The following is a 25,142-nucleotide window of genomic DNA, read 5'->3' as shown; positions in this document are numbered from 1 at the left end:
AAGTTTAGTTATAATCAAGGCTATTTTAAAAGCTAGATTAATTATTAGGATATGATGCCAAAAAGAATGAAGTGTTTTAGTCAAAAATGGTTGGTTTTTTTTGTTGCCCATTGGCTTTTGTTGGCTTCTTTAAGTCATGCGAAGATGGCTTTTGAATCTAATATTGACACCAAAGCGTTAGAGGCTTTTGGGGTCAATGCGAGCTTTTTATCCCAAATGCCAAGCGCTTTAAAAAAGGTGAATAAGGAAGAGGAATGGAAAAAGCTAGTCAAAAGATTTGACGTGAATTACCAATTCATCCCTATCATTAAAAACATGCTCATAGAAGCGAGCGTGCCGCAAGAATTTTTATTTTTAGCCATGGCAGAGTCTAAGTTTTCATCAAGGGCTTATAGTAGGAAAAAAGCGGTAGGGATTTGGCAGTTCATGCCAAGCACGGCCAAAGAGTTAGGGCTTAAGGTCAATCATTACATTGATGAAAGAAGAGATCCCATTAAAAGCACTCAAGCGGCGATCGCTTATTTGAAACGGCTCTACAAGCAAACCGGTGAGTGGTATTTGGTCGCTATGGCGTATAATTACGGCTTACGCAAGGTTCAAAACGCTATCAAAGCCGCCGGCACTTCAGACATTAAAGTCTTGCTAGATGAAGATAAAAAATACCTCCCTAAAGAAACACGAGAGTATATCCGTTCCATTCTAAGCCTGGCGTTAAAATTCAACAGCCTAGACAATCTCAAAGATAAAGAATACTTGCTCAATCGTGGGGCGAGGGTGAGTTTAGTGGGCGTCCCGTTTAAAAGGCACACTTCTTTAATCCAAGTGGCCAAAAATTTAAACTTGAGTTTAGAAACCTTAAAATCCTACAACCACCAATTCCGTTATAACATTCTGCCTTCTAAAGACCCCACCTACACCATTTATATCCCTTATGAAAAACTCGCCCTTTTCAAACAACGCCAGCTCAAACAAAATAAAAACGCTCAAGCTAATCCTAAAAGCCCTTTCATCACCCATGTGGTCTTGCCTAAAGAAACCTTATCTTCTATCGCTAAACGCTATCAAGTCAGTATTTCTAGCATCCAATTAGCCAATAACCTCAAAGATTCTAGTATTTTTATCCACCAACGCTTAATCATCCCCACTAACAAAAAATTACTCGCTACAAGGGAATTTTAATGGGTTGGGCGTTGAAAAGAGTTTATTTTTTAGGCGTTGTTTTTTTGATTAGCGCTTGCGCGGTTAAAAAAAATGGGGTAAAGAATTTGTCTTACAAGCATGAAAGCTTGCGCGCTTATGAAAACGCTAAGGATTATGACCCAACAACCAAAAAAGCCACCTATAAACGCAATTTTTTTGAACGCCATTTCAAACACCACGCCGATTCGCAAGGTAACAATACAAAACAACCCCTAGATAACGGCATGCGCGATTCTAGCGCGATCCAAAGAGCCACCATGCGCCCTTATCAAGTGGGGGGCAAGTGGTATTACCCCACTAAAGTGGATTTAGGCGAGAAATTTGATGGCATTGCGAGTTGGTATGGCCCCAATTTCCATGCCAAAAAAACCAGTAATGGGGAAATCTATAACATGTATGCCCACACCGCCGCGCACAAGACTTTACCCATGAACACCGTAGTGAAAGTCATTAACGTTGATAACAATTCAAGCACCATCGTGCGCATCAACGATAGAGGGCCTTTTGTGAGCGATCGCATCATTGATTTGTCTAATGCGGCCGCTAGGGATATTGATATGGTTCAAAAAGGCACGGCCAACGTGCGTCTTATTGTTTTGGGTTTTGGTGGGGTTATCTCCAAACAATACGAACAATCCTTTAACGCTAGCTATTCAAAGATCTTACACAAGGAATTTAAAGTCGGCGAGAGCGAAAAAAGCGTGAGCGGAGGGAAATTTTCTTTGCAAATGGGGGCTTTTAGAAACCAAATAGGCGCTCAAACTCTAGCGGATAAATTGCAAGCAGAGAATAAAAATTACAGCGTCAAGGTTGCTTTTAAAGACGATTTGTATAAAGTTTTAGTTCAAGGGTTTCAAAGCGAAGAAGAGGCTAGGGATTTTATGAAAAAATACAACCAGAATGCGGTTTTAACGAGAGAATGATTAAGTTATTGCTTTTAGATGTGGATGGCACGCTCACAGACGGATCGTTGTATTTTGATGAAAATTTTCACGAAATCAAGGCTTTTAATGTCAAAGACGGGCTTGGCATGACGCTATGGCAAAAATTAGGCAAAAAAATCGCTATCATTACAGGAAGAACTTCAATCATGGTGAAAAGACGCATGGAGAGCTTGGGCGTTCAGTTTGTTTTTATGGGCGTTGAAAATAAAAACGCCGTTATAGAGCGGCTCAAAAAAGACTTGCAATTGAGCGCGCAAGAAATCGCATGCGTGGGCGATGATTATAACGATTTAGGCATGTTTAAGGCATGCGCTTTGAGTTTTGCTCCTTTTGATGCACACCCCTTGCTTAAAAGCAAGGCCTATAAGGTGTTGCAAAATTCAGGGGGCAAGGGGGCTGTTAGGGAAGCGATTGATTATCTCTTAGAATTGGAAGGCTTGCAAGATGAAGCGCTCAAGCTTTACCTCTAATAGCGTTTTAAACTTCTTTGTGGTTTTGTCTTTCATCACGATAGGGCTAGTGTTTTTCTTTTTGCGTTCCCAACCCACTAGCGTAGTTTCTAAAGAAAATATCCCTAAAATTGAATTAGAAAATTTTAAAGCGTTTCAAATCAACGATAAAATCCTTGATCTGTCCATAGAGGGCAAAAAAGCCCTACAATACGATGATCACGAAATCTTTTTTGATTCTAAAATCAAGCGCTATGATGAAGACACGATAGAAAGCGTTGAGTCCCCTAAAGCCAAACGGCAACAGGATTTGTATTTCTTCCCTAATGGGGTTACTTATAAAAGAAGCGATGATTCCAGTTTTTGGAGTGAAACAGGGATTTATAACCATAAGGAGCAAAATTTTAAAGGCAAGGGCCGTTTCATTCTCACTTCAAAGGATAGCAAGGTTGAAGGGCTTGACATTTCTTATTCGCATGCATTAGCTATTATTGAAGCTCAAAGCATTCAAGCCAATTTGTTTTTAGATGAAATCAAACAAAGCCAAAAAGAAAAGAAAAAATTCCCCACTTTCAAAGGAGGGTTTTAATGCGTTGGTGGTGTTTTTTGGTGTGTTGTTTGAGCGTTTTAAGCGTGATGAGCGCTCAAAAATTAGAGAATAAAGGCTTGAAAAAAGAAAGAGAGCTTTTAGAAATTACCGGCAACCAATTTGTAGCGAACGACAAAACAAAAACCGCCGTTATTCAAGGAAATGTGCAGATCAAAAAAGGTAAAGACCGGTTGTTTGCGGATAAGGTGAGCGTGTTTTTAAACGATAAACGAAAGCCAGAGCGCTATGAAGCCACAGGGAACACGCATTTTAACATCTTTACAGAGGATAATCGTGAAATCAGCGGGAGCGCTGACAAGCTCATTTATAACGCGCTGAATGGGGAATACAAATTATTGCAAAATGCGGTGGTTAGAGAAGTGGGGAAATCTAATGTCATCACCGGTGATGAAATCATTTTAAACAAAGCTAAGGGTTATGCTGATGTGTTGGGGAGCGCGAAACGGCCCGCTAAATTTGTGTTTGATATGGAAGATATTAATGAAGAAAATCGTAAGGCTAAATTGAAGAAGAAAGGCGCTAAGGAAAAACCATGATCGCCATTAAAGACGCTCATTTTCTCACTTCTTCTAGCCAGCTTTCGCAATGCCCTGCGAGCTTGACTTCTGAAATGGTCATTTTAGGGCGTAGCAATGTCGGTAAAAGCTCGTTTATTAATACCTTGTTAGGAAAAAATCTCGCTAAAAGTTCAGCAACGCCTGGAAAAACCCGTTTAGCGAATTTTTTTTCCACCACTTGGGAAGATAAAGAAAATGCCTTAAGGGCAACCTTTAATGCGATTGATTTGCCCGGGTTTGGCTACGCTAAAGTTTCTAAAAGCTTGAAAAAAGAATGGGAGGGGTTTTTATGGGAATTGTTGAGCGTTAGGGTTTCTATCAAGCTTTTTATCCATTTAGTGGATGCGCGCCATTTGGATTTAGAAATTGACAAAAACGCTAAAGAAAATATTCAAGCCCTTTTAAGGCCCGATCAAGCCTACCTCTCTCTTTTTACGAAATTTGACAAGTTGAATAAAAACGAACAACACCGCCTTTTTTTAAACGCTCCTAAACCTTTTTTAATCAATACCACCCATTTTAACGCCCTTTCTTCAAAATACCCAACCCTTGAAATAGTGCGCCAAACCCTATTAAAATACTTGCTCACTAACCCTTTATAAGCCACAAGAATGCTCTCTTTAAAACAAGATTCCTTTTTTTTCTTATGCTTAGGGATCTTTGGTTTTTATTTTTATAGCCTTTTAAGGGACTTGATGCCTTTTTTACCCCCTATGCTTGGGTTTTTATTTTTGTTTTATGCGAAAAAATACGACCATTTTCTGCCAAGTTTGAGCGTATTTGGTTGTTTGTTTTGGTTTGAAAGCATGCATTTAAAGACTTTAGGCGTTTTGGCTTTATTGTTTTTAATCTATCATCAAATCGTCTATAAAAACTCTTTAAAGTTTTTTAACGACGGCTTTTTATTCAAAACTTTGCATGCGTTTTTGGTTTATTACCTTTATTTATCGCGCTTTTTTTCTGTGTCTTTGGGCTTGAAAACGCTAGGTCTTTTCGCTCTTTTTGCGCTCATAGAGGGCGCTTTGTGGGGTTTAAATGAAAAGTCTTCGCTATAAGCTTTTGCTCTTTGTTTTTATAGGGGTTTGGGGGTTATTAATCTTAAATCTGTTTATTCTAAGCGTTAAAAATCAAGAATACTATGAAAAATTGGCCGAACGCAACATGACCAAAAAGGAATTTTTAGTCCCTACAAGGGGCAATATTACAGACAGAAACCATGAGTTTTTAGCCATTAATGAATTGGTGTTTGGCGTGTTTTTGCCCAGCAGATTGAAACAAAAAGAGCTTTTAGAAAAAATTGAGGTGATCCAAAAGTTTTTCCCTAATTTTCCCAAAGAAACGCTTTTAAACAATTACCAAAAAGAAAATTCGCTCTATAACCACAACCTCATTAAAGTGGTGGGCTTCATTCCCTATGCCACCATGCAATCCCTTTATACCAAACTCATCCAAACTCAAGGCATTTTTGTGCGCCCTTTAGACAAGCGTTACTACCCTAATAACGCTTTAGCTTCGCATGTTTTAGGTTATGTGGGGGTGGCAAGTTTGCAAGATTTAAAAGACGATGAAGAGAATCAATACAGCCAGATTGTAGGCAAAACCGGCATTGAAAAAGAATACAACAAACTTTTACAAGGCAAGGTGGGTTATAAAATCGTGCATGTCAATGCGCTCAATCAGGAATTAGCCACCTTAGAGGTCGTGCCACCAAGCGCCAATAACCACTTGCAATTGAGTTTAGACAAACGCTTGCAAAAAGAAGCGGACAAGCTCTTTGAAAATAAGAGAGGGGCTATTTTAGTGATGGATGCAGAAAATGGGGAATTGCTCGTTGCAGGAAGTTACCCTGAATACAATTTGAACGATTTTGTGGGCGGGATCAGTCAAGACAAATGGCAAAAACTTCAAGATGATATTTATAACCCCTTATTAAACCGCTTCGCTAACGCTTTATACCCGCCGGGATCTGTGGTTAAAATGGGCGTGGGCTTAAGCTTTTTAGAAAATCTTCATATCACAGAAAACACCACCATACCCACACCGCCTTTTATTGAAGTGGGTAAGCGCAAATTCAGGGACTGGAAAAAAACAGGGCATGGCAATTCCAATTTGTATAAAGCGATTAGGGAGTCCGTGGATGTGTATTTTTATAAGTTTGGGCTTGAAATCTCTATAGAAAAACTCTCTAAAACCTTAAGGGAAGTGGGTTTTGGGGAAAAAACGGGCGTTGATTTGCCGAATGAATTTGTGGGGATTGTGCCGGATAATTTATGGAAGCTCAAACGCTTCAATCAAGACTGGCGCGTTGGGGACACGCTCATTACCGCTATTGGGCAAGGCTCTTTTTTAGCCACCCCCTTACAAGTGCTAGCCTACACGGGACTCATTGCGACAGGCAAACTGGCGACGCCTCATTTTGCTATCCATAACCAACAGCCGCTCAAAGATCCCCTGAATAGCTTTCAAAAAAAGAAGCTCCAAGCCTTGCGCGTGGGCATGTATGAAGTGTGCAACCATAAAGACGGCACGGCTTATCATTCCACAAGAGGTTCTAAGGTTACCTTAGCGTGTAAAACCGGCACCGCGCAAGTCGTAGAAATCGCTCAAAACATCGTCAATCGCATGAAAGAAAAGGATATGGAATATTTCCATCGATCCCATGCGTGGATTACGGCATTCTTGCCCTATGAAAAACCCAAATACGCTATCACTATTTTAGTAGAACATGGGGAAGGGGGGTCAAAACTAGGGGGCTTGTTAGTGAAAATGAGCAACAAACTCTATGAGCTTGGCTATCTTTAATAAATTCTAAATCTTTTCAAAAACGCATTAACCCAAACGCTAAAGACAATCAGCCAACTCGTTTCCAACTGATTCTATCGCTCTACAACTCACTCAGTCTAATAATTGTTTAAAACTAGCCTTTATTAGAGGAAAATCTAAAAGCGTAACTTCAGTTAGGCTTTGGGATTGGCTGTATTTTTGACTTTATTCTAATCGCATATTGACAACTAAAGTCTTATTTAATGTTTTTTAAAAAATGGTTTTTAGTCAATCGCTTCATTGTTTTAGATTTTTTAATAGCAATAATTTTTCTGATAGGGGGGGTATTTTGCGCTATTTCTCCCCCTCAATCAATAACGCTTTTTAAGAAATTATCGCTTGATTAGCGCGAGCTCTTTTCGTTTTATTTTAAAAATACTTTAAGTATTTTTGATCAATGTCCAATGAGAACAAAGCTTTTGATTAGCGCCTAAAGCCCCCATTCATCTTAAAGATGGATTTTATCCAAATGGCTTAAAAAGCCGGGATAATCGCCCCCTTATAGGTATCCAAAATGAATTTCCTAGTCTTTTCACTTTGTAAGGCTTCAATCAACGCTTTTATGGCTTCATCTTGCGCGTTATCCTCACGAGAGGCTACAAGATTGGCGTAAGGCGAGTCCTTGTCTTCTGAAAATAACGCACCGGTGAGTTTTGCTTGCAAGGCATAATTCCCTGTTATGATAGCCCCATCCACATCCCCTAAAACCTTAGGCAATAACGCGGCTTCTAAAGGCTTGATTTTGATGTTGTAAGGATTTTTAACAATATCAAACTCCGTAGCGTATAGATTGCTTGGGTCTTTGAGAGCGATAAGGCCTTGTTTATGGAGTAAAATCAACGCCCTGCCTTGATTGGCCGGATCATTTGGCACAGCAATCACTGAGCCTTTTTTAAGGTTTTTAATGTCTGTGATTTTTTGAGAATAAAATCTTAAAGGCTCCACATGGATATTGGCCAAACCAACAAGGTGCATTTTTCTGTCCAAATTAAACCGATCCAAATAAGGGCGGTGCTGGAAGTAATTCGCATCTAAAGAGCCGTCATTGAGCGCTAAATTAGGCAACACATAATCGGTAAAAGACACGATCACTAATTTGATCCCTTTCTCTTTCAAATCATCCACGACTGATTGTAAGATTTGCGCATGCGGCACAGGGTTAGCGCCCACTTTAAGCTCACGAGTGATTTTGTGGTCTTCTTTTTTTTCTTTGTGGTGTTTGGCGTCTAAAAGGTTAAACAAACCTAAAACAATTACCCCTACACTAATAACACGCTTGAATATATTCATAAAAAACCCTTTATTAAAAAAATTAATTTAAAAATTATAAAAAAATAAAACGATACAAAAATTTTAGAAACTGGCAAAGGATAAAAAGAAAAGGATTCAACCAAGAAAAACGAAGTTTCTCTTGATCAAACAGCGAATTAAACCAATTAAAGCTTAATGGAATTTTCTTTAAGATACTCTGCAACGCCTTGGTGAGTTGCTTTCATACCTTTATCGCCTTTTCTCCAACCTGCTGGGCAAACTTCACCATGTTCTTCAAAGTGCAAGAGAGCGTCCACCATGCGAAGCATTTCATCGGCATTCCTACCTAATGGCAAGTCATTGATCACTGCGTGTCTTACTTTCATGTTTTTGTCAATCAAAAAAGCTCCTCTCAAAGCGATCGCTTCTTCAAACAACACATCATAGTCTCTAGAAATGCTTTTGGTAATATCAGCCACCATAGGGAAAGTTACTTGACCAATACCGCCTTTTTCTACAGGGGTGTTTTTCCATGCAAAATGCACTTGTTCGCTGTCAATAGACACGCCAACCACATTAAAGCCTTTTTCGTGGAAGTCTTTCACTCTTTTGTCAAACGCAATGATTTCTGTAGGGCATACAAAAGTAAAATCTTTTGGCCAGAAGAAAAGAATCGCACCATTCTTACCTAAATTTTTAGAAAGCTCAAAGTGTTCATCAACCTCATTGTTTCCTAAAACGGCAGGCGCTTTAAAATCGGGGGCAAGTTTTGTAACTAACATATCGTAACTCCTTAAGTGTTTTAAAATTTTGTTGGATCAAAATTAAATCCAAACTAGATTTAATTCATCATGCTTTCCACTTAGTCTCAGCGGAAACATAGTGGAGTATATTCTTAAAAAGTTAATGGAAAGATATTTTTTTTTAAATTTTAAGATTTTGTGAAAAATAGTTTCATTTTTACTGCTTGTATTTCCTTAATGGTGTTATAATCGCTTCATAAATCATACGAAAGGATTGTCATGCTAATCGCTCGCTTTAAAAAAGCTTTAATCTCTTATTCTTTAGGGGTTCTTCTTGTTTCATCGTTATTAGGCGTGGCTAACGCTTCTAATCAAGAAATCCAAGTTAAGGATTATTTCGGGGAGCAAACCATAAAGCTTCCTGTTTCTAAAATAATCTACTTGGGTAGCTTTGCAGAAGTGCCTGCCATGTTCAATACTTGGGATAGGGTTGTAGGCATTTCGGATTACGCTTTTAAATCTGATATTGTTAAAGCCACTCTTAAAGACCCTGAACGCATTAAACCCATGAGCAGTGATCATGTGGCGGCGTTGAATGTGGAATTATTAAAAAAGCTTAGCCCTGATCTTGTGGTAACCTTTGTGGGTAACCCTAAAGCGGTAGAGCATGCGAAAAAATTTGGTATATCATTTCTTTCTTTCCAAGAAAAAACCATTGCAGAAGTCATGGAAGATATTGACGCTCAAGCTAAGGCCTTAGAAGTTGACGCTTCTAAAAAACTGGCTAAAATGCAAGAAACTTTGGATTTTATCAAAGAGCGTTTGAAGGGCGTTAAAAAGAAAAAGGGGGTGGAGCTTTTCCATAAAGCCAATAAAATCAGTGGGCATCAAGCCCTTGATTCAGATATTTTAGAAAAAGGGGGCATAGATAATTTTGGCTTGAAATACGTTAAGTTTGGGCGTGCTGACATTAGCGTGGAAAAAATCGTTAAAGAAAACCCTGAGATTATCTTTATTTGGTGGATAAGCCCGCTTAGCCCTGAAGACATGTTGAATAATCCTAAATTTTCCACTATCAAAGCCATTAAAAACAAGCAAGTCTATAAGCTCCCCACGATGGATATTGGCGGTCCTAGAGCCCCGCTCATTAGTCTTTTTATCGCTTTAAAAGCCCACCCTGAAGCGTTTAAAGGCGTGGATATTAATGCGATAGTCAAAGACTATTATAAAGTGGTTTTTGATTTGAATGATGCGGAAGTTGAACCCTTTTTATGGCACTGATTTTTGAAAAAGGGCTAATTTAGCCCTTAATGTATCGCACGCTTAAAACAGGTCTTGTAGCTAAAATTCTCTTCCATATTTTAATCTTTAGTCTTTAATATTTATATTTAATCTTTTAAGATTTTATGAAAAAAAGTTTCATTTTTACTATTGTTATTTTCTTAATGGTGTTATAATCGCTTTATAAATCATACAAAAGGATCGTTATGTTAGTTACTCGTTTTAAAAAAGCCTTCATTTCTTATTCTTTAGGCGTGCTTGTTGTTTCATTATGGTTGAATGTGGCTAACGCTTCTAATCAAGAGGTCAAAGTCAAGGATTATTTTGGGGAGCAAACCATAAAGCTTCCTGTTTCCAAAATAGCCTACATAGGGAGTTATGTAGAAGTGCCTGCCATGCTTAATGTTTGGAATAGGGTTGTAGGCGTTTCGGATTACGCTTTTAAAGACGACATTGTTAAAGCCACTCTCAAAGGCGAAGATCTTAAACGAGTCAAACACATGAGCACTGATCATACAGCTGCGCTAAATGTAGAGCTTTTGAAAAAACTTAGCCCTGATCTTGTGGTAACCTTTGTGGGCAACCCTAAAGCGGTAGAGCATGCGAAAAAATTTGGTATATCATTCCTTTCTTTCCAAGAGACAACGATCGCAGAGGCCATGCAGGCCATGCAAGCTCAAGCTAAAGCCTTAGAAATTGACGCTTCTAAAAAATTCGCCAAAATGCAAGAAACTTTGGACTTCATTGCTGAGCGTTTGAAAAATGTTAAAAAGAAAAAAGGGGTGGAGCTTTTCCATAAAGCCAATAAGATCAGCGGCCATCAAGCCATTAGCTCAGACATTTTAGAAAAAGGGGGTATAGACAATTTTGGCTTGAAATATGTCAAATTTGGGCGTGCTGACATTAGCGTGGAAAAAATCGTTAAAGAAAACCCTGAGATTATCTTTATTTGGTGGATAAGCCCGCTTAGCCCTGAAGACGTGTTAAACAACCCCAAATTTTCCACTATCAAAGCTATCAAAAACAAACAAGTTTATAAACTCCCCACAATGGATATTGGCGGTCCTAGAGCCCCACTCATTAGCTTGTATATCGCCTTAAAAGCCCACCCTGAAGCCTTTAAAGGCGTGGATATTAATGCGATAGTCAAAGATTATTATAAAGTGGTCTTCGATTTGAATGATGCGGAAATTGAGCCATTCTTATGGCACTGATTTTTGAAAAAGGGCTAATTTAGCCCTTAATGTATCTCGCTAGGCTTAGAACAAGCCCTATAGCGATGCAATTCGCTAAAAGCGAACTCCCTCCATAGCTCAAAAACGGCACCGCTAGACCCTTAACCGGAAAAATCCCACCCACCCCAAAGGCGTTGATCACCAAAGAAAACCCTATTAGTAGCACCACGCCCACGCAAAATAGCGAATATTTTGGCTCTTTCAAGCGGTTAGCGATCCTAAAAATCAAAACAATCATGACAGAAAACAAAATAAAACAAACGCATAACCCCAAAAAACCCCATTCTTCGGCGATCCCAGCTAAAACCATGTCCGTATGCACTTCGCTCAAAAACCCAAGCTTGATTTGCCCTAGCCCAAGCCCTTGCCCTAATAACCCCCCATTATGCATGGCATTGCCTGCATGAAAGACTTGATAGGATTCGGGCAAGTCGCTTATTCTAAGAGCGTTCGCTAATTTATCCGGCAAGAGTGTGAAAAGCGAATTTTGTAAATTAGACCACCATAATTTTAGGCGTAAAATCCTATGTTCGCTTGTAACAATCGCTAAAACGCTGATCGCAAACGCCCCTGAAACGATCAAGCCAAATAAATGCGTGCTCCCCCCAGAAAAGACCAATAACACCGCTAAAACCGCCCCCAAAAGAACAATCTGCCCCAAATCGTTTTGCAAAATCCCCACCCCAATCGCTAAGGCCACAAACACAAACGAATAAGGCACAAAAGTGATGAGTTCTTCTTTGACATTAGCCTTTTCTTTTGCCACAAAGGTGCGGGACAAACTCCACGCAAGAAAAAAGGTAAAACCAATCTTTAAAAACTCCAAAGGCGCTAGAGAGAAAAATCCCAAACGGATCCAGCGCTTCGCCCCCCCTGCGCTGCTGGAAAGGCTTTCTGGCAAAAAAAACATGCCAATAATGAGTAGTGATGGGACAAAAAGGAGAAAAAACCCCAAACGGCTAAACCACTTGCTAGGATCAACCCTAGACAACCCCCACATGATAATAATGCCCATGATAGCGCTCACAAGCTGTCGTATAAAAAAATGGAATTCCCCATAATGATACAGCACCACTGTGGTGTAAGTTGAGAGCGAATAGCTCATCAATACCCCTAAAAAAATCAACAGCGAAGCACAAAAAAACAGGTTTCTGTCTGTAGTCATTAGGATTTCCTTATTTTGGTTTTTTGAATAGGCGTTATTTTAAGGTATTTTAGGGGTATTTTACACTATAATGGCTCTGAATTGGCTTATCGCTCCAACTTTAAGCATGCTGTGAAATTCATCGCATTCTTTGATGAGGGAATGAGCTATTTTTGGAATGTTTTTTGCATGCTAAAAATTTGCAAGGGTTTAAAAAGGGGTTTTGATGGATTTTTCTAAAGCGTTTGGATTGGTTTATAAAGCGTTAGATTATAGGGCTTTAAGGCAGGATATGATCGCTTCTAACATCGCTAATGTGGATACCCCCTTTTACAGGCCAAAGGATTTGGATTTTGAAAGCGTTTTAGCGGAGAAAAAAGCAGAAATTTTTGAAAACCAAACCAGTAAAGTTTTGCCTTTAGCCCACACTAACCCCAGGCATTTAGACTTTGAAAATAGTGCTAAAAATGGGGCGAGCCTTTTTTTTAGAGACGGGCATTTGGCTAAAAATGATGGCAACAGCGTGGATTTAGACATAGAAACGAGCGAAATGGGCAAGAACTCTACCATGTATTTAGCCTTGAGTTCAGCCTTAAAAAAGTATCGAGGCGTGATCAATTACGCCATTGACTCTAGTAAGAATTTATAGTTAAGGGAAAGCATGTTTTTATCTTCTTTTGATATTAGCGGTTATGGCTTGTCCGCCCAACGCTTAAGGGCTAATTTGATTTCTTCTAATATCGCTAACGCTAACACCACGCGCACGAGCGAAGGAGGCCCTTATAGGAGGCAAGAAGCGGTGTTTAGGGCTTTTGATTTCAACGAGATTTTAAACCAAAAAATCGCCCAAAACAATCAAATCACCCCCTATGAAGACCCTTTAGATGAAGGCGATGATAACCCCTTAATCCCCATTACAAGCGTGGTGGTGGATAAGATTGCGCGCGATGATAGCGAGCCGTTGATGAAATACGATCCGAGCCACCCTGACGCTAACGCTCAAGGCTATGTGGCTTACCCCAACGTGAATGCGGTGGTTGAAATGGCGGACTTAGTGGAAGCGACTAGAGCTTATCAGGCCAATGTTGCAGCCTTTCAAAGCGCTAAAAACATGGCGCAAAACGCGATTGGCATGTTACAAACATGAACGATTTGTAACAATTTATGGTAGTATAAGGGAATTTAGGTAGTATTAGCCAAAGATCAGTAGAATACAGAAATGAATAAGATATTTAATAGAGTTAAATTTTTAAAAAAGAGCTTAAGGAGGTTCTATGCAAGCCATACACAATGATAAAAGCTTATTGAGTCCTTTCTCTGAGCTTAACACGGACAACAGGACTAAAAGAGAAGAATCGGGTAACGCCTTTAAAGAACAAAAAGGTGGGGAGTTTTCTAAACTCTTGAAACAATCTATCAACGAGCTTAACAACACTCAAGAGCAGTCTGATAAAGCCTTAGCCGACATGGCGACAGGGCAGATCAAGGACTTGCACCAAGCGGCTATCGCCATAGGGAAGGCTGAAACGAGCATGAAACTCATGCTTGAAGTGCGTAACAAAGCGATCAGCGCTTATAAAGAGCTTTTGAGAACGCAGATCTAATCTCTTAAGTGGCTTCTCTTTAAATGATCGCTTGGTCCTTTTTAAAGAGAGGGTTTGTTGTTGCTACACCCCATTTTAACGGATTTTGCCATCAAAAATTCATGCTCTCATGCGTTGTGAAAGTCCAACGCCACGCCATTTTCAAGTAAGCGCTTATGGATAATAAGAATATTGATCCTTACTTCAACCCAGAGCAATTTCTAAAAATCCAAAGAGACAAGGGTGTGGTTACGGCGTTAATCTTTTTGTTGCTTTTTTTCATTTTTTTGATGGTCGCTTTTAAAAAAGCTTTTTTTGCGCAAGCCAACATGCCCACTTTGGTGATGATTAAACAAGACACCGCTACTAGGGGGACTATTTATAGTCAAGACAACTACAGCCTAGCCACTTCACAAACCCTTTTCAAACTGGGCTTTGACACAAGGTTTTTAAACCAAAATAAAGAAGATTTTTTTATTGATTTCCTTTCTATTTATAGCAATATCCCTAAAGAGTCCCTAAAAGACGCGCTCAATACGAAAGGCTACACGATTTTAGCTTACAATCTCACGCCCAATATGGCCGCTAATATTAGAGACTTGAATAAGAAATTTTTAGCCTTTGGGGTTTTTCAAAATTTCAAAGACGCGCACGATAAAGTGTGGCAAAAGCAAGGGTTAAACATTGAAGTGAGCGGCGTTTCCAGGCATTACCCTTATCAAAATAGCCTAGAGCCTATCATTGGCTATGTGCAAAAACAAGAAGAAGACAAGCTCACTTTAACTACCGGTAAAAAAGGCGTTGAAAAATCTCAAAATCATTTGCTTAAAGCCCAACAAAATGGCATAAGATCAGGCAAAAGAGACGTGAGTTTTAATTTCATTCAAAACCACTCTTATACAGAGATCGAACGGCTTGATGGCTATGAGGTGTATTTGAGCATTCCTTTAAAACTCCAAAGAGAAATTGAAACCCTACTGGATAAAACTAAAGACAAACTCAGGGCTAAAGAAATCCTGGTGGGCATTATCAACCCTAAAAGCGGGGAAATTTTATCCTTAGCTTCAAGCAACCGCTTTGATCCTAATGCGATTAAAACCAGCGATTATGAAAGCTTGAATTTGAGCGTTGCCGAAAAGGTTTTTGAGCCAGGCAGCACGATTAAGCCTATTGTCTATTCCTTGCTACTAGATAAAAATTTGATTAACCCTAAAGAGCGCATTGATTTAAACCATGGTTATTACCAATTAGGAAAATACACCATTAAAGACGACTTTATCCCCAGTAAAAAAGCCGTTGTGGAAGACGTTTTGATCCAATCTAGCAATGTGGGCATGATAAAAATCAGTAAAAGCCTCAACCCAGAGGATTTCTATAACGGGCTTTTAGGCTATGGATTTTCTCAAAAAACCGGCATTGATTTATCCTTAGAAGCCACAGGAAAAATCCCTCCTTTGTCCGCTTTCAAGCGTGAAGTGTTAAAGGGGAGCGTCTCTTATGGCTATGGGTTGAACGCGACTTTTTTGCAGCTTTTAAGGGCTTATGCGGTGTTTTCTAATGAAGGCAAATTGACTACCCCCTATTTAGTGCAACGAGAAACCGCCCCTAATGGCGATATTTACATCCCTAGCCCCAAACCCACCTTTCAAGTCATTAGCCCCAAAAGCGCCAGGAAAATGAAAGAAACCTTAATCAAAGTGGTGCGTTATGGCACAGGCAAAAACGCTCAATTTGAAGGGCTATACATAGGGGGCAAAACAGGCACGGCTAGGGTTGCTAAAAATGGGAGTTACAGCGTGCAGTCCTACAACAGCTCTTTTTTTGGGTTCGCTGAAGATGAAAGGCAGGTTTTTACTATCGGCGTGGTTATCTTAGGCTCGCACGGCAAGGAAGAATATTACGCTAGCAAGATTGCAGCCCCTATTTTTAAAGAAATCACCGAAATTTTAGTGCGTTACAATTACCTATCGCCCTCTATTGCGATTCAAAACGCTTTGGAAAAAAATCGCTTTAAAATAAAATAAAAGGCTCTTTTTAACCCCAACTCCAAAAAAGGAGTCTTAAGTTGCCGGCTCTGTGGCATTAAGGCCAAATTTAGAGGACAGATTAGAAAAATCTGTTTGAGTTAGATTGATCCCAATTAAATAAAATGAGACTTGCATAATCCCTAAAAAGATAATCAAAACTAACCCTTGAATTAAAAAAGAATGCGAATTAACTTTGCTACCATAATTTAAACGCAAGGTTTGCAATAGGTGAGCGTTCAAAATTTAATCAAAATAATGTAAAATTAGAGCGATTATACCGATGTCTAGTGGTATCAATTCAAGATAACTAAAAGGCGAAATTCAAATGATTAAAAGCATAGAGATTGAAAATTACAAAAATTTCAAACACCTTAAAATGGAAAATTTTAAACTCATCAACTTTTTTACCGGTCAAAACGATACGGGCAAAACCAATCTTTTAGAAGCTCTTTATACCAACACAGGTCTTTGTGATCCTACTGCCAATCAAGTCAGTCTTCCTCCTGAACATGCCGTGAATATTAGTGAATTCAGAAAAATCAAACTCAATGCCGACAACCTAAAAACCTTTTTTTATCAAGGAAACACCGCTAATCCCATTAGTATCCGCACTGAATTTGAACACGCTACTATCCCTCTTACTATCCAATACCCCACACAAACCAGTTACAGCAAAGACATCAATTTGAATAGCGATGATGCTCATATGACAAACCTTATAAACACAACAATAACGAAGCCACAGCTCCAATTTTCCTACAATCCATCCCTTTCCCCCATGACAATGACTTATGAATTTGAAAGGCAAAACCTAGGTTTAATCCATTCTAATTTAGATAAAATCGCTCAAACCTATAAAGAAAATGCGATGTTTATTCCTATAGAATTATCTATTGTTAATTCTCTTAAAGCATTGGAAAATTTACAATTAGCAAGCAAAGAAAAAGAATTGATTGAAATCCTACAATGTTTCAACCCTAATATTTTAAATGCTAATACAATAAGAAAGTCTGTCTATATCCAAATCAAAGATGAAAACACACCGCTAGAAGAAAGTCCCAAAAGGCTTTTAAATTTGTTTGGTTGGGGTTTTATCAAATTCTTTATCATGGTGAGCATTCTTATAGACAATCGTGTCAAGTATCTTTTTATTGATGAAATAGAAAGCGGTTTGCACCATACAAAAATGCAAGAGTTTTTAAAAGCTCTGTTTAAGTTAGCTCAAAAATTACAGATTCAAATTTTTGCCACCACGCACAATAAGGAATTTTTATTAAACGCCATCAACACGATATCCGATAATGAAACGGGAGTTTTTAAAGACATAGCCTTGTTTGAGCTTGAAAAAGAAAGTGCTTCTGGCTTTATCAGACACAGCTATTCTATGCTAGAAAAAGCACTTTATAGGGGTATGGAGGTTAGAGGCTGATGCGAGAAAAGTTCGTTTATGTGGAGGGCGAATCAGACAAAATCTTTTTAACGATTTTAAATGAGGTTAAAAATTTAGGCCTTAAAGATTCTAATATTATCAATTGTGGGAGCAAGGATAAGCTTTCTGAAGAAGCCGAGAGTATTAAAGGAAACCTAAAAGCTAAGGATATTTACATCGTTTTTGATTCAGACAACCAAACAAAAGAGACTAAAATTCAAGAAATAAAGAAACAACTCCAAGAAAACACAAAACAAGAACACCGCTTAAATGATGAAGAGTTTAACCAGATTAAGATTTTTTTATTGCCAGAAAATGATGAGACTAAACACCACCCCAATTATTGCGAATTAGAGCCTTTACTAGAAAAAATGGCGAAAGAAAGTGAAAATAAAGCGTTTTACACAAGCTTCCGCCAACATTACAATACGCTTTTTAATGAAGTCAAACAAATCAAACCTATCCAATCAGAACAAAAAAAACGCACTAAATGTTGGCTACAACCCTATATCACGCTTTCTGTTTGTTTAGAGAGAGGTTTTATTCCTTGTGGGTTAAACGATCTAGATCCTATTACTGCAACCGCTAAAATGATAGATAAGCCAAAAAATACAGAAATTCTTGAAAAATTTTTTGATTTTGATTTAAAGGAACTTCAAGCATTGATTGATTTTTTAAAATAAACCCAATAAAAACCCTTGATTTTTACAAGTATTAACTTTCTCAAATTGAGTTTAAACCACTCAAAAAGCTTTGTAGCCATAAAATCCTAAATAAAGGTTGTTTTGAAAAAGCCATTCAAACAACCCACCATAAATTAAAAATCATAAAACCATGTCCCCCCTTTTTCAATTCAATGCACTTCGCTCCAAACTTTTCTTTTCCACGCGTAAGCCAAGAACGATAGCACCGCAAAGAAAATCATGATCTTAATCCCTAAAGTATTCCTTTCATGCTTTTTCCTATCGCCCGCTTTTTCCAAATAAGAAATGACTTGTTTTTGAGCTTTTTCATTCAATCCCACTCTAGGCATAGCCGTGCCAGGCAAAAGCTTTTGCGGATCGTTGATGAAAACGTTCAAGCCATGTTCGCCCTTAGCCCTAATCATCATGGACAAATCAGGCGCATGAGAGCCTAAATAATTGGCTAAATCTTTAGGATCGCTAAAGGCCTTGTCTTTAGCGTAATCCAAGCTATGGCATCTTTGACAACTTTGCGCAAACACTTCCTTATCGCTCAAATTTTTAGGCAAAATAGAAGTGAGATACGCCACAATGTCGCTCAAATCTTTATCGCTAAATTGAGAAAACGCCGGCATAGGATAGGGCCTTTCATCGTTGAATTTATGGCTCAATTTCGCCGTTTTCACGGGGTCTTTGATGAAGTGGGCTAAGAAATTCGCGTTCAAAACCCCCGCCACATGGCTTAAATCCGGTGGCACAACCCCAAAAGAGTTGCTCGCACTAAGGCTGTCCATAGGGGCTGGAATGTTTTGGGATTTAATGCCATGGCAAGCGGTGCAATTTTCGGCTACAAGCTGTTTGCCCTTATTAACGTCGCCATTTTTTAAATCAATCGGCTCTAAATCCTTGAAAGCAAAATCCGCCGGAGCGACTTTAGGGTGCATCACCGAATGCGCATAAGGCTCAACCCCATAATAAATCACGCCTATCACCACAATAAGGATGATTAGAATCTTAAATTCTTTCATCTAGCACCCCCTTGTTTCTTGCTCTCAGCGATAGTGATAATGGGCAATACCACAAAGAAAAGGGCTAAGAAAGTGATCGATCCAAATAAGCCGATGTATTTACCGATCCCAAGCGGAGGCAATTTACCATAGATCGTTAAAACAATCATGTCAATGATTAAAAGCCAAAACCACACCATGAACGCCGGCCGTTTGTGCGCGGGAGCGACGACTGGGCTTCTGTCCAAAAAGGGCAGTAAGAAGAAGATCACTTGCGCCACGCCAAAGGCCATTAACCCTAAATCAGCGCTAAAGAAAAAGCCCCTTAAGACTTCATAGCTCCATAAGAAATACCATTCAGGGTAAATGTGAGGCGGCGTTTTAAGGCTGTTAGCCCTTTCAAAGTTAATAGGATCCATCGCAAAATCATAGTGGTAGCACACCAAGTAAAAGAAAAAGACCATGAACGCGCAAACCACAAAAATATCTTTAGACAAGAACACCGGCCAAAAAGGAATGACTTTGGATTCTTTTTTCTTGCCTTCAATGAATTTCTTTTCTTCCAATTCAAAGTCAATTTCTTCGCCTTCTTGGTTATTGACATGCGGGATGCGTAAAGAATAAAAATGCACCCCAACAAGTAGAATGATCGCAATGGGCAGTAAAAACACATGGAGCATGAAAAAGCGCGTTAAAGTGGAATCCGCCACGACATAATTGCCCCTAATCCACTCCACCACATCAGCCCCAATGAAAGGAATGCCTCCAAACAGATTAGTGATAACCGCTGCGGCCCAATAGCTCATCTGCCCCCAAGGCAGCATATACCCGCTAAAGGCTTCCGCGCTAAAGACCACAAACAAAATCATCCCGCTAATCCAAATCATCTCACGACCCTTTTTGTAAGAGCCATAATAGATGCCAACAAACATGTGGATATAAATGATGACAAAAATCATGCTCGCTGCCGTGGCATGCATGTGGCGCCAAAGCCAGCCATAAGCCACTTCTTGCATGATCGTGAAATTCACGCTATCAAACGCCATTTTCGCATCAGGCTTGTAATACATGAGCAAGAAAATCCCTGAGACTACAAGCACGCCAAAAAGGGTTAATAAAATCACCCCCATCGCCCATAAAAAATTGATGTTTTTAGGGATCCAATATTCTGTCATTAACACTTTAACAAGCTTGTTAGTGCCAAGACGCATGTCTAGCCATTCGCCTAAATTCTTCGCTTTTTTTATCTCTGCCATGGAACTCTCCTTACGCTTTAGCCATCATTTTCTTGTATTCAGCCCCGGCTTCACCAAAAGTGATTTTAGTGCCTTCAATTTTAAAAGGCGGAATATCAAAAGGGCGTGGAGGGGGAGTGCCGGCAATATTCACGCCATCAGAAGTGAAACGCCCCCCATGGCATGGGCATAAAAAGCCTTTTTCTTCATCTTGATAAGTGGGGATACACCCTAAATGCGTGCAAATTTGAATGGCTGTGGTAAAAACGCTCCCGCCAATTTTAAAATCGCGTTTTTCATTAAAGCCCTCTTTTTTAGAACGCTTGAGGATATAGACCGGTTTCCCACGCCACTCCACCGTGGAAAACTGCCCTTCTTGCATGTTCGCCACATCTATGGTCGTAAAACCGGCTGAAACAACGCTTGGAAGCGGATCCCAAGTCTTTTTCATCGCTACCAGACTCGCTATAGCCCCTATAGCTGTAACGCTAGCAAGGCTCATTCCTAAAAAATCACGCCTTTGAATATCTGCCATGATTAAAAAACTCCTTAATGATAATTACCTTTTAACGACTAAAGGCATAGCAAATCCCTATTTTACAACAAACTCTCTTAATAATTTTTTTAAAATAACAAAATTGAGGCTAAAATCAAACGCTTTTTAACGCCGTTTTAAAGAAATTTGAGCGCGCAAATGTTTCAAAAGGGTTTCTAAAATATCGTTATCGTCTTTGCTTGGGGCTTTCAGGCTTTCTTTATGTTCATCGCTATAAGTAAGGGTGATGTTTTGATTGAAATTAGAAAGTTTAATGATGCCAAGCTGGTTGGCTAAGATTTTAAGCGTAATGATTTGCAAAAATTGAGCGCTCAAATCGTCCATTTTGCCAAACCTGTCTTCTATTTCTTCATGGATTTGCCCCACCTCATCTACGTTTTCACACAAACTCAAACGGCGGTATAGATCCAATCTCAAACTATCGCTTGCGATGAGTTCAGGGTTTAAAAAAGCGCTCACACCAAGTTGGATTTCTACGCTTTTTTCAAGCCTTTTCTTCCCCCCACTCAATTCATAAATCGCGTCTTCAAGCATGCGCGTATAGAGCGCATAACCGATGTTTTTAATATGCCCACTCTGATCTTGTCCGAGCAAATTCCCACCCCCTCTGATTTCTAAATCATGATAGGCGATACTCTCCCCACTGCCCAAATACGAATTTTTTTCTAGAGCGAGCAAGCGTTTTAAAGCCTGTTCATTCAAACTTTTTTGATCTTCTATGAGGAAATAGCAAAAGCCTTCTTTTTTACCTCTCCCCACACGCCCTCTTAATTGGTGCAAATCAGCCAGCCCGAAATTTTGCACATTATCTATAATAATCGTGTTAGCGTTAGGCAAATGAATCCCTGATTCCACAATAGAAGTGCATAATAAAACCTGATAGTTCCCCTTAGCAAACTCTAGCATGATTTCTTCGCTCTTATTAGCGTTAATCTGGGAATGCAAAATAGCGATTTTGAGTTTAGGGATGAGCTCTTCTAGCTTGGTTTTGACTTTTGAAATGCTAGCGATATGGTTATGGATGTAAAAAATTTGCCCGTTACGGCGTAATTCTCTGTAAATAATCTCTTTTAAAAGCTCGTCATTCTTTTCTTTCAAAAAAGTGCGGCTGGGTTTTCTGTCTGTGGGCGGGGTTTTTAAAGAGCTAATGCCTTTGATTTGAGAAAGCGCCATGTTTAGAGTGCGCGGGATAGGCGTGGCGGACATGCTTAAAAAATGCACGCTTTTGCTCAATTCTTTTAAAGCTTCTTTTTGTTTCACGCCAAATTTATGCTCTTCATCTACGACCATTAAGCCCAAGTTTTTAAATTTCGCGCCTAAAATCGCATGCGTGCCTATTAGCGCATCAACTTGCCCTAATTCCACCGCCTTTAAAAGCTTGTTTTTTTCGCTGGTTTTAATATACCTGTCCAAACGAGCCACTTTAACGCCAAAATTTTCAAAACGCGTCCTTAAAGTCTCAAAATGCTGGTGCGCTAATAAAGTGGTAGGCACGACTAGCGCGCTTTGAAAGCCGTTCAAAAACGCGCAAAAAATCGCATGCATCGCCACTTCCGTTTTCCCAAAACCCACATCCCCACTCAAAAGTCTGTCCATCACCCTGTGAGAGCTTAGATCCCTTGAAATTTCAGCGATGGCTTTTTCTTGATCGCTGGTGTATTCAAAACCCGCATGCGATTTAAAGACTTCCAACTCCGCTAAATGCGTGTCCATCTTTTTACCCAAGATCAAATTGCGTTCAGCCGCTAATTCAATGATCTTGCCCGCAATTTCTAAAAGCTTAGCCCTGACTTTAGCTTTTAATTTGAGAAAGCTCCCTTTCCCTAGCCGGTCTTTAACCGGCACGCTATCGCTTTGCACCACATAGCGAGCGATGAGATGCAAGTTTTCTACCGGTAATAGCAGTTTGTCTTCGCCCAAATAAGCGATTTCTAAAAAATCCCTCTTGCTCCCTAAAACGCTGTGCTGGATTAATTGAGAAAACACGCCCACCCCATAATCATCATGCACCACCCATTCGCCCGCATTCAATTCATTCAAAGCGAGCTTGGATTTTTGGCGTTTTTTCTTCCTTTCAAAGGAATTGAGCGAGATAAAAATCCTATCAGGGGTTTTAAAATTTAACACAAAGGGGGCGATGACGCATTCCATGTTGCTTGTATCAAGTGCGCTTACCGCATTATCTAAAATCGTTTTATTGGGGGCTAGGAGCGTGATTTTATGATTTGAATGCAAAGCGATAAAGCCTTCTAGGGCATGCGCATGGATTTCTAAATCTTCATAGCCTTGCGCGTTTTCTAAAACCTTTAAAAATTTGAAACGCTCACAATCCAATTCGTTTAAGCTCGCTAATTCTTGAATTTCTTCTAAAGCTTTAGGGCTTATGATGCTTTGATAAACGCCCAATAAATCGTTTGCTTTTTCTCCTAAAAACCACAAACCAAAACTGGTTAAATCTTTAGAAAAGCTATTCAAGGGGCTTTGCTCCACTTTGGTTTTCAAATCCTTATAAGATTGTTCGTTTAAACTAAAAAGCGTGGGGGGGATTTCAATTTCTAACAAATCTTCTTTGAGACTCATTTGAGTGGCGGGATCCAATTCCTTAATGCTCTCACACTCTGCGTCAAAAAAACTCAAGCGATACGCCTTGGAATTAGGTATATAAATATCCACAATATCCCCCCTGAAGCTCGCTTCGCCCTCCACTTCCACTAAGTCTAAAATTTCATAGCCATAATAAAAAAGTTTGTCTTTTAACTCCTTAAGGTTATACTTTTCTAAAAGAGTGATTTTAAAGCTTTTTAAAAGTTCTTTTTTAGGCAAAGGGTGTAATAACGCGCTAATAGGGGCAATGATGATGGTTTCTTGCTTGTTTTCTAAGGCCTGATAAAACTCCCTCAAAGCCCCTAAAAGCTGTAAAAATTCTTCAAAAAACGAACGCAAATCGTCGTTTCTTTTAGCCCTAAACTCTGGGAAAAGAACGGCTTTGGTATTTGGCTTAACATAGCTTATGACTTCTTTAGCGAGCCTAGATTCTTTAAAATCCTTACAAGCGAGTATTTGATAATCAAAGTCTTCATTTAAGGCTTTATAAAGGCTAGATTGGATCATTCCTTATTTATTTTCAATTTTCTTTTCTTGCTCATTGATCAACAACGCCCCCCCTTGAATATTCTTAGGGCGAGTCTCCCCAATCAAAATCCCCTTCCTTTCCACCACAAGCTCTTGGCTAGAGATCTTACCATCAAGGCGCCCTAAAGGCATGATTTCTACCACTTCCGCTTCCACCGTGCCAGTAAACTTGCCATTCACTACTAATTTATTAGCGAAAATCTCACCCACTACCGAGCCGGTTTGCCCGATCACCACCGTGCTTTTAGAATGCACCACCCCTTCTAATTCGCCATCTATGTGCAAATGGTAATCCAAATGAAGCTCCCCCTTTATTTTGGTGCCTTGAGCGATGATAGTCGCTGGTCCTGTTTTTGCATTAGCCGATTTATTATTGTTATCAAAGATTGCCATCTGATGCTCCTTTCTTTATTAAAAACTTCTTCAAAATCTTTCATGTTCCATTTGGTGAAACTCATGGGGTTTATGGGTTGATCTAAGAAACGCACTTCATAATGCAAATGCGGTCCTGTGCTCATTCCTGTATTGCCACTATACCCAATCAACTGCCCTTTTTTGACAAATTCGCCCGTTTTTACGACGATTTTATTCAAATGGGCGTAGTAGGTTTTAAAACCAAAAGGGTGGAAAACCTTAATCAAATTCCCATACCCCCCATTCCACCCCTTACTCGCTAACCCCACTACCCCGCTCGCGCTCGCATACACAGGGGTGTTAATAGCGGTGCTTAAATCAAGCCCGGTATGGTTGTGCAACACATGCAAAATAGGGTGCATTCTTTTATTAAAGGCGGCTGAAACGCGCCGATAGGATTCTAGCGGGTAGTCATTGGGGATAAGGCGCATGATAAAGCTTTTTTGAAGCCCAGTGATCCCAGCGACATCCAAGCGGCTGGAAAAATTACCCTCTTCTTTTTCTTCTTCAGGCCTATTCACCCCCACCACTTCTTCTAAATCGTTGATGCGCTCCCCTGAAAGTTGCAAATCGTCTAAAAACTCATCCATTTGCAAGGAAAGCTTTTCATTAGTCTCTCTTTTTTTCTCAAATTCCTTAGTGATTAAAGCATGCTGTTTTTCAATGTTTTTAATTTCTTTATTTAAAACCAGTAATGAAACGCCTAAAAACAATAGAGAGCCTATAACGCTCAACAGCGCATACAAGCCAATTTGACGGAATAAAATATGAACATTAACGTAACGGCTCCCTTTAGAGTCCGTAACCATCACAATCAAACGCCTGTCTAAAAACACCAA

General features: G+C 39.5%; 26 protein-coding genes. 17 read left to right on the top strand and 9 right to left on the bottom strand.

What is annotated here, in order from left to right; translation table 11 throughout:
- The first annotated feature begins 54 nt into the window (after positions 1-54).
- From H7O61_RS03075 to mrdA, 8 genes are read left to right on the top strand one after another with little or no spacing between them, the layout of a single operon-like run.
- Positions 55-1,179, top strand: a complete 1,125-nt coding sequence (locus tag H7O61_RS03075) for a lytic transglycosylase domain-containing protein (protein WP_187875120.1) — start codon at positions 55-57, stop codon at positions 1,177-1,179.
- Positions 1,179-2,123, top strand: a complete 945-nt coding sequence (locus tag H7O61_RS03070; protein WP_187875103.1) for a septal ring lytic transglycosylase RlpA family protein — start codon at positions 1,179-1,181, stop codon at positions 2,121-2,123. Before H7O61_RS03075 ends, H7O61_RS03070 begins: the two co-directional genes overlap by 1 nt.
- Positions 2,120-2,614, top strand: coding sequence for a KdsC family phosphatase (locus H7O61_RS03065; protein WP_021173480.1), 495 nt, complete (start codon positions 2,120-2,122; stop codon positions 2,612-2,614). Before H7O61_RS03070 ends, H7O61_RS03065 begins: the two co-directional genes overlap by 4 nt.
- Entirely contained in the window at positions 2,589-3,182 is a 594-nt protein-coding gene (locus H7O61_RS03060) for a hypothetical protein (protein WP_000831006.1), read from the top strand. The genes H7O61_RS03065 and H7O61_RS03060 overlap by 26 nt, the downstream gene beginning before the upstream one ends.
- Positions 3,182-3,739: a lipopolysaccharide transport periplasmic protein LptA gene (lptA, locus tag H7O61_RS03055; RefSeq protein WP_079340229.1), complete on the top strand. Its 558-nt coding sequence runs from the start codon at positions 3,182-3,184 to the stop codon at positions 3,737-3,739. The genes H7O61_RS03060 and lptA overlap by 1 nt, the downstream gene beginning before the upstream one ends.
- The gene (yihA, locus tag H7O61_RS03050; RefSeq protein WP_187875102.1) at positions 3,736-4,362 is read left to right on the top strand and encodes a ribosome biogenesis GTP-binding protein YihA/YsxC; all 627 of its coding nucleotides are present in this window, start codon (positions 3,736-3,738) and stop codon (positions 4,360-4,362) included. Before lptA ends, yihA begins: the two co-directional genes overlap by 4 nt.
- A gap of 9 nt (positions 4,363-4,371) precedes the next feature.
- Positions 4,372-4,815 carry a hypothetical protein gene (locus H7O61_RS03045; RefSeq protein WP_000949853.1) on the top strand — a complete coding sequence of 148 codons (444 nt, stop codon included), beginning with the start codon at positions 4,372-4,374 and terminating at the stop codon, positions 4,813-4,815.
- On the top strand, positions 4,796-6,562 hold the full coding sequence (mrdA, locus tag H7O61_RS03040) for a penicillin-binding protein 2 (RefSeq protein ID WP_001929982.1): 1,767 nt from the start codon (positions 4,796-4,798) through the stop codon (positions 6,560-6,562). The genes H7O61_RS03045 and mrdA overlap by 20 nt, the downstream gene beginning before the upstream one ends.
- A gap of 495 nt (positions 6,563-7,057) precedes the next feature.
- Here the strand turns inward: mrdA and H7O61_RS03035 are convergent, their stop codons facing one another.
- Both H7O61_RS03035 and H7O61_RS03030 read right to left on the bottom strand, forming a co-directional pair.
- Positions 7,058-7,873, bottom strand: a complete 816-nt coding sequence (locus H7O61_RS03035; protein WP_001020076.1) for a MetQ/NlpA family ABC transporter substrate-binding protein — start codon at positions 7,871-7,873, stop codon at positions 7,058-7,060.
- A gap of 146 nt (positions 7,874-8,019) precedes the next feature.
- The gene (locus tag H7O61_RS03030) at positions 8,020-8,616 is read right to left on the bottom strand and encodes a peroxiredoxin (protein ID WP_000961638.1); all 597 of its coding nucleotides are present in this window, start codon (positions 8,614-8,616) and stop codon (positions 8,020-8,022) included.
- A gap of 240 nt (positions 8,617-8,856) precedes the next feature.
- Here H7O61_RS03030 and H7O61_RS03025 point away from each other — a divergent pair, with 240 nt between their 5' ends.
- Positions 8,857-9,858, top strand: a complete 1,002-nt coding sequence (locus H7O61_RS03025) for an ABC transporter substrate-binding protein (protein WP_187875101.1) — start codon at positions 8,857-8,859, stop codon at positions 9,856-9,858.
- 206 nt (positions 9,859-10,064) lie between these two features.
- A complete protein-coding gene (locus tag H7O61_RS03020) occupies positions 10,065-11,072 on the top strand; it encodes an ABC transporter substrate-binding protein (protein WP_187875100.1) in 1,008 nt (335 codons plus the stop codon).
- Positions 11,073-11,091: 19 nt separating this feature from the next.
- On the opposite strand, the gene H7O61_RS03015 is transcribed toward H7O61_RS03020, so the two are convergent.
- On the bottom strand, positions 11,092-12,258 hold the full coding sequence (locus tag H7O61_RS03015) for an FtsW/RodA/SpoVE family cell cycle protein (RefSeq protein ID WP_187875099.1): 1,167 nt from the start codon (positions 12,256-12,258) through the stop codon (positions 11,092-11,094).
- A gap of 205 nt (positions 12,259-12,463) precedes the next feature.
- Here H7O61_RS03015 and flgB point away from each other — a divergent pair, with 205 nt between their 5' ends.
- The 7 genes from flgB (at position 12,464) to H7O61_RS02980 (ending at position 17,959) form a co-directional block, all read left to right on the top strand.
- Positions 12,464-12,886 (top strand): flagellar basal body rod protein FlgB, encoded by a 423-nt coding sequence (flgB, locus tag H7O61_RS03010; RefSeq protein ID WP_000347760.1) that lies wholly within the window; start codon positions 12,464-12,466, stop codon positions 12,884-12,886.
- Positions 12,887-12,898: 12 nt separating this feature from the next.
- Positions 12,899-13,384 carry a flagellar basal body rod protein FlgC gene (gene flgC / locus H7O61_RS03005; protein WP_000480110.1) on the top strand — a complete coding sequence of 162 codons (486 nt, stop codon included), beginning with the start codon at positions 12,899-12,901 and terminating at the stop codon, positions 13,382-13,384.
- Between the two features lie 127 nt (positions 13,385-13,511).
- The gene (gene fliE, locus H7O61_RS03000; protein ID WP_001147916.1) at positions 13,512-13,841 is read left to right on the top strand and encodes a flagellar hook-basal body complex protein FliE; all 330 of its coding nucleotides are present in this window, start codon (positions 13,512-13,514) and stop codon (positions 13,839-13,841) included.
- 23 nt (positions 13,842-13,864) lie between these two features.
- The gene (locus tag H7O61_RS02995) at positions 13,865-13,990 is read left to right on the top strand and encodes a hypothetical protein (RefSeq protein ID WP_001881465.1); all 126 of its coding nucleotides are present in this window, start codon (positions 13,865-13,867) and stop codon (positions 13,988-13,990) included.
- Positions 13,991-13,996: 6 nt separating this feature from the next.
- Positions 13,997-15,844: a peptidoglycan D,D-transpeptidase FtsI family protein gene (locus H7O61_RS02990; protein WP_187875098.1), complete on the top strand. Its 1,848-nt coding sequence runs from the start codon at positions 13,997-13,999 to the stop codon at positions 15,842-15,844.
- A 328-nt stretch (positions 15,845-16,172) separates the two neighbouring features.
- A complete protein-coding gene (locus H7O61_RS02985) occupies positions 16,173-17,276 on the top strand; it encodes an AAA family ATPase (protein ID WP_000597360.1) in 1,104 nt (367 codons plus the stop codon).
- Complete coding sequence (locus tag H7O61_RS02980) at positions 17,276-17,959, top strand: DUF3226 domain-containing protein (protein ID WP_165558501.1); 684 nt, start codon at positions 17,276-17,278, stop codon at positions 17,957-17,959. Before H7O61_RS02985 ends, H7O61_RS02980 begins: the two co-directional genes overlap by 1 nt.
- Before the next feature lie 170 nt (positions 17,960-18,129).
- Here the strand turns inward: H7O61_RS02980 and H7O61_RS02975 are convergent, their stop codons facing one another.
- The 6 genes from H7O61_RS02975 to csd1 form a co-directional block, all read right to left on the bottom strand.
- A complete protein-coding gene (locus H7O61_RS02975) occupies positions 18,130-18,987 on the bottom strand; it encodes a cytochrome c1 (protein WP_120900279.1) in 858 nt (285 codons plus the stop codon).
- The gene (locus tag H7O61_RS02970) at positions 18,984-20,222 is read right to left on the bottom strand and encodes a cytochrome b (protein ID WP_000807887.1); all 1,239 of its coding nucleotides are present in this window, start codon (positions 20,220-20,222) and stop codon (positions 18,984-18,986) included. Before H7O61_RS02970 ends, H7O61_RS02975 begins: the two co-directional genes overlap by 4 nt.
- Positions 20,223-20,232: 10 nt before the next feature.
- Positions 20,233-20,736, bottom strand: a complete 504-nt coding sequence (locus H7O61_RS02965; RefSeq protein WP_000763650.1) for a ubiquinol-cytochrome c reductase iron-sulfur subunit — start codon at positions 20,734-20,736, stop codon at positions 20,233-20,235.
- A 126-nt stretch (positions 20,737-20,862) separates the two neighbouring features.
- Entirely contained in the window at positions 20,863-23,868 is a 3,006-nt protein-coding gene (gene mfd, locus H7O61_RS02960) for a transcription-repair coupling factor (protein WP_187875097.1), read from the bottom strand.
- A 3-nt stretch (positions 23,869-23,871) separates the two neighbouring features.
- Positions 23,872-24,282 (bottom strand): bactofilin family protein, encoded by a 411-nt coding sequence (locus H7O61_RS02955; RefSeq protein WP_000963936.1) that lies wholly within the window; start codon positions 24,280-24,282, stop codon positions 23,872-23,874.
- A complete protein-coding gene (gene csd1 / locus H7O61_RS02950) occupies positions 24,201-25,139 on the bottom strand; it encodes a peptidoglycan DD-metalloendopeptidase Csd1 (protein WP_079340285.1) in 939 nt (312 codons plus the stop codon). Before csd1 ends, H7O61_RS02955 begins: the two co-directional genes overlap by 82 nt.
- Positions 25,140-25,142 lie beyond the last annotated feature (3 nt).

Source organism: Helicobacter pylori, from assembly GCF_014496965.1.
Classification (GTDB): domain Bacteria; phylum Campylobacterota; class Campylobacteria; order Campylobacterales; family Helicobacteraceae; genus Helicobacter; species Helicobacter pylori_CZ.
This window is presented reverse-complemented; position numbering and strand designations above follow the sequence as displayed.

Bases quoted from the DNA above. Each gene is read 5' to 3' on its own strand.
- H7O61_RS03075 (WP_187875120.1), top strand. From the start codon at position 55: ATGCCAAAAAGAATGAAGTGTTTTAGTCAAAAATGGTTGGTTTTTTTT.
- H7O61_RS03070 (WP_187875103.1), top strand. From the start codon at position 1,179: ATGGGTTGGGCGTTGAAAAGAGTTTATTTTTTAGGCGTTGTTTTTTTG.
- H7O61_RS03065 (WP_021173480.1), top strand. From the start codon at position 2,120: ATGATTAAGTTATTGCTTTTAGATGTGGATGGCACGCTCACAGACGGA.
- H7O61_RS03060 (WP_000831006.1), top strand. From the start codon at position 2,589: ATGAAGCGCTCAAGCTTTACCTCTAATAGCGTTTTAAACTTCTTTGTG.
- lptA (WP_079340229.1), top strand. From the start codon at position 3,182: ATGCGTTGGTGGTGTTTTTTGGTGTGTTGTTTGAGCGTTTTAAGCGTG.
- yihA (WP_187875102.1), top strand. From the start codon at position 3,736: ATGATCGCCATTAAAGACGCTCATTTTCTCACTTCTTCTAGCCAGCTT.
- H7O61_RS03045 (WP_000949853.1), top strand. From the start codon at position 4,372: ATGCTCTCTTTAAAACAAGATTCCTTTTTTTTCTTATGCTTAGGGATC.
- mrdA (WP_001929982.1), top strand. From the start codon at position 4,796: ATGAAAAGTCTTCGCTATAAGCTTTTGCTCTTTGTTTTTATAGGGGTT.
- H7O61_RS03035 (WP_001020076.1), bottom strand. From the start codon at position 7,873: ATGAATATATTCAAGCGTGTTATTAGTGTAGGGGTAATTGTTTTAGGT.
- H7O61_RS03030 (WP_000961638.1), bottom strand. From the start codon at position 8,616: ATGTTAGTTACAAAACTTGCCCCCGATTTTAAAGCGCCTGCCGTTTTA.
- H7O61_RS03025 (WP_187875101.1), top strand. From the start codon at position 8,857: ATGCTAATCGCTCGCTTTAAAAAAGCTTTAATCTCTTATTCTTTAGGG.
- H7O61_RS03020 (WP_187875100.1), top strand. From the start codon at position 10,065: ATGTTAGTTACTCGTTTTAAAAAAGCCTTCATTTCTTATTCTTTAGGC.
- H7O61_RS03015 (WP_187875099.1), bottom strand. From the start codon at position 12,258: ATGACTACAGACAGAAACCTGTTTTTTTGTGCTTCGCTGTTGATTTTT.
- flgB (WP_000347760.1), top strand. From the start codon at position 12,464: ATGGATTTTTCTAAAGCGTTTGGATTGGTTTATAAAGCGTTAGATTAT.
- flgC (WP_000480110.1), top strand. From the start codon at position 12,899: ATGTTTTTATCTTCTTTTGATATTAGCGGTTATGGCTTGTCCGCCCAA.
- fliE (WP_001147916.1), top strand. From the start codon at position 13,512: ATGCAAGCCATACACAATGATAAAAGCTTATTGAGTCCTTTCTCTGAG.
- H7O61_RS02995 (WP_001881465.1), top strand. From the start codon at position 13,865: ATGATCGCTTGGTCCTTTTTAAAGAGAGGGTTTGTTGTTGCTACACCC.
- H7O61_RS02990 (WP_187875098.1), top strand. From the start codon at position 13,997: ATGGATAATAAGAATATTGATCCTTACTTCAACCCAGAGCAATTTCTA.
- H7O61_RS02985 (WP_000597360.1), top strand. From the start codon at position 16,173: ATGATTAAAAGCATAGAGATTGAAAATTACAAAAATTTCAAACACCTT.
- H7O61_RS02980 (WP_165558501.1), top strand. From the start codon at position 17,276: ATGCGAGAAAAGTTCGTTTATGTGGAGGGCGAATCAGACAAAATCTTT.
- H7O61_RS02975 (WP_120900279.1), bottom strand. From the start codon at position 18,987: ATGAAAGAATTTAAGATTCTAATCATCCTTATTGTGGTGATAGGCGTG.
- H7O61_RS02970 (WP_000807887.1), bottom strand. From the start codon at position 20,222: ATGGCAGAGATAAAAAAAGCGAAGAATTTAGGCGAATGGCTAGACATG.
- H7O61_RS02965 (WP_000763650.1), bottom strand. From the start codon at position 20,736: ATGGCAGATATTCAAAGGCGTGATTTTTTAGGAATGAGCCTTGCTAGC.
- mfd (WP_187875097.1), bottom strand. From the start codon at position 23,868: ATGATCCAATCTAGCCTTTATAAAGCCTTAAATGAAGACTTTGATTAT.
- H7O61_RS02955 (WP_000963936.1), bottom strand. From the start codon at position 24,282: ATGGCAATCTTTGATAACAATAATAAATCGGCTAATGCAAAAACAGGA.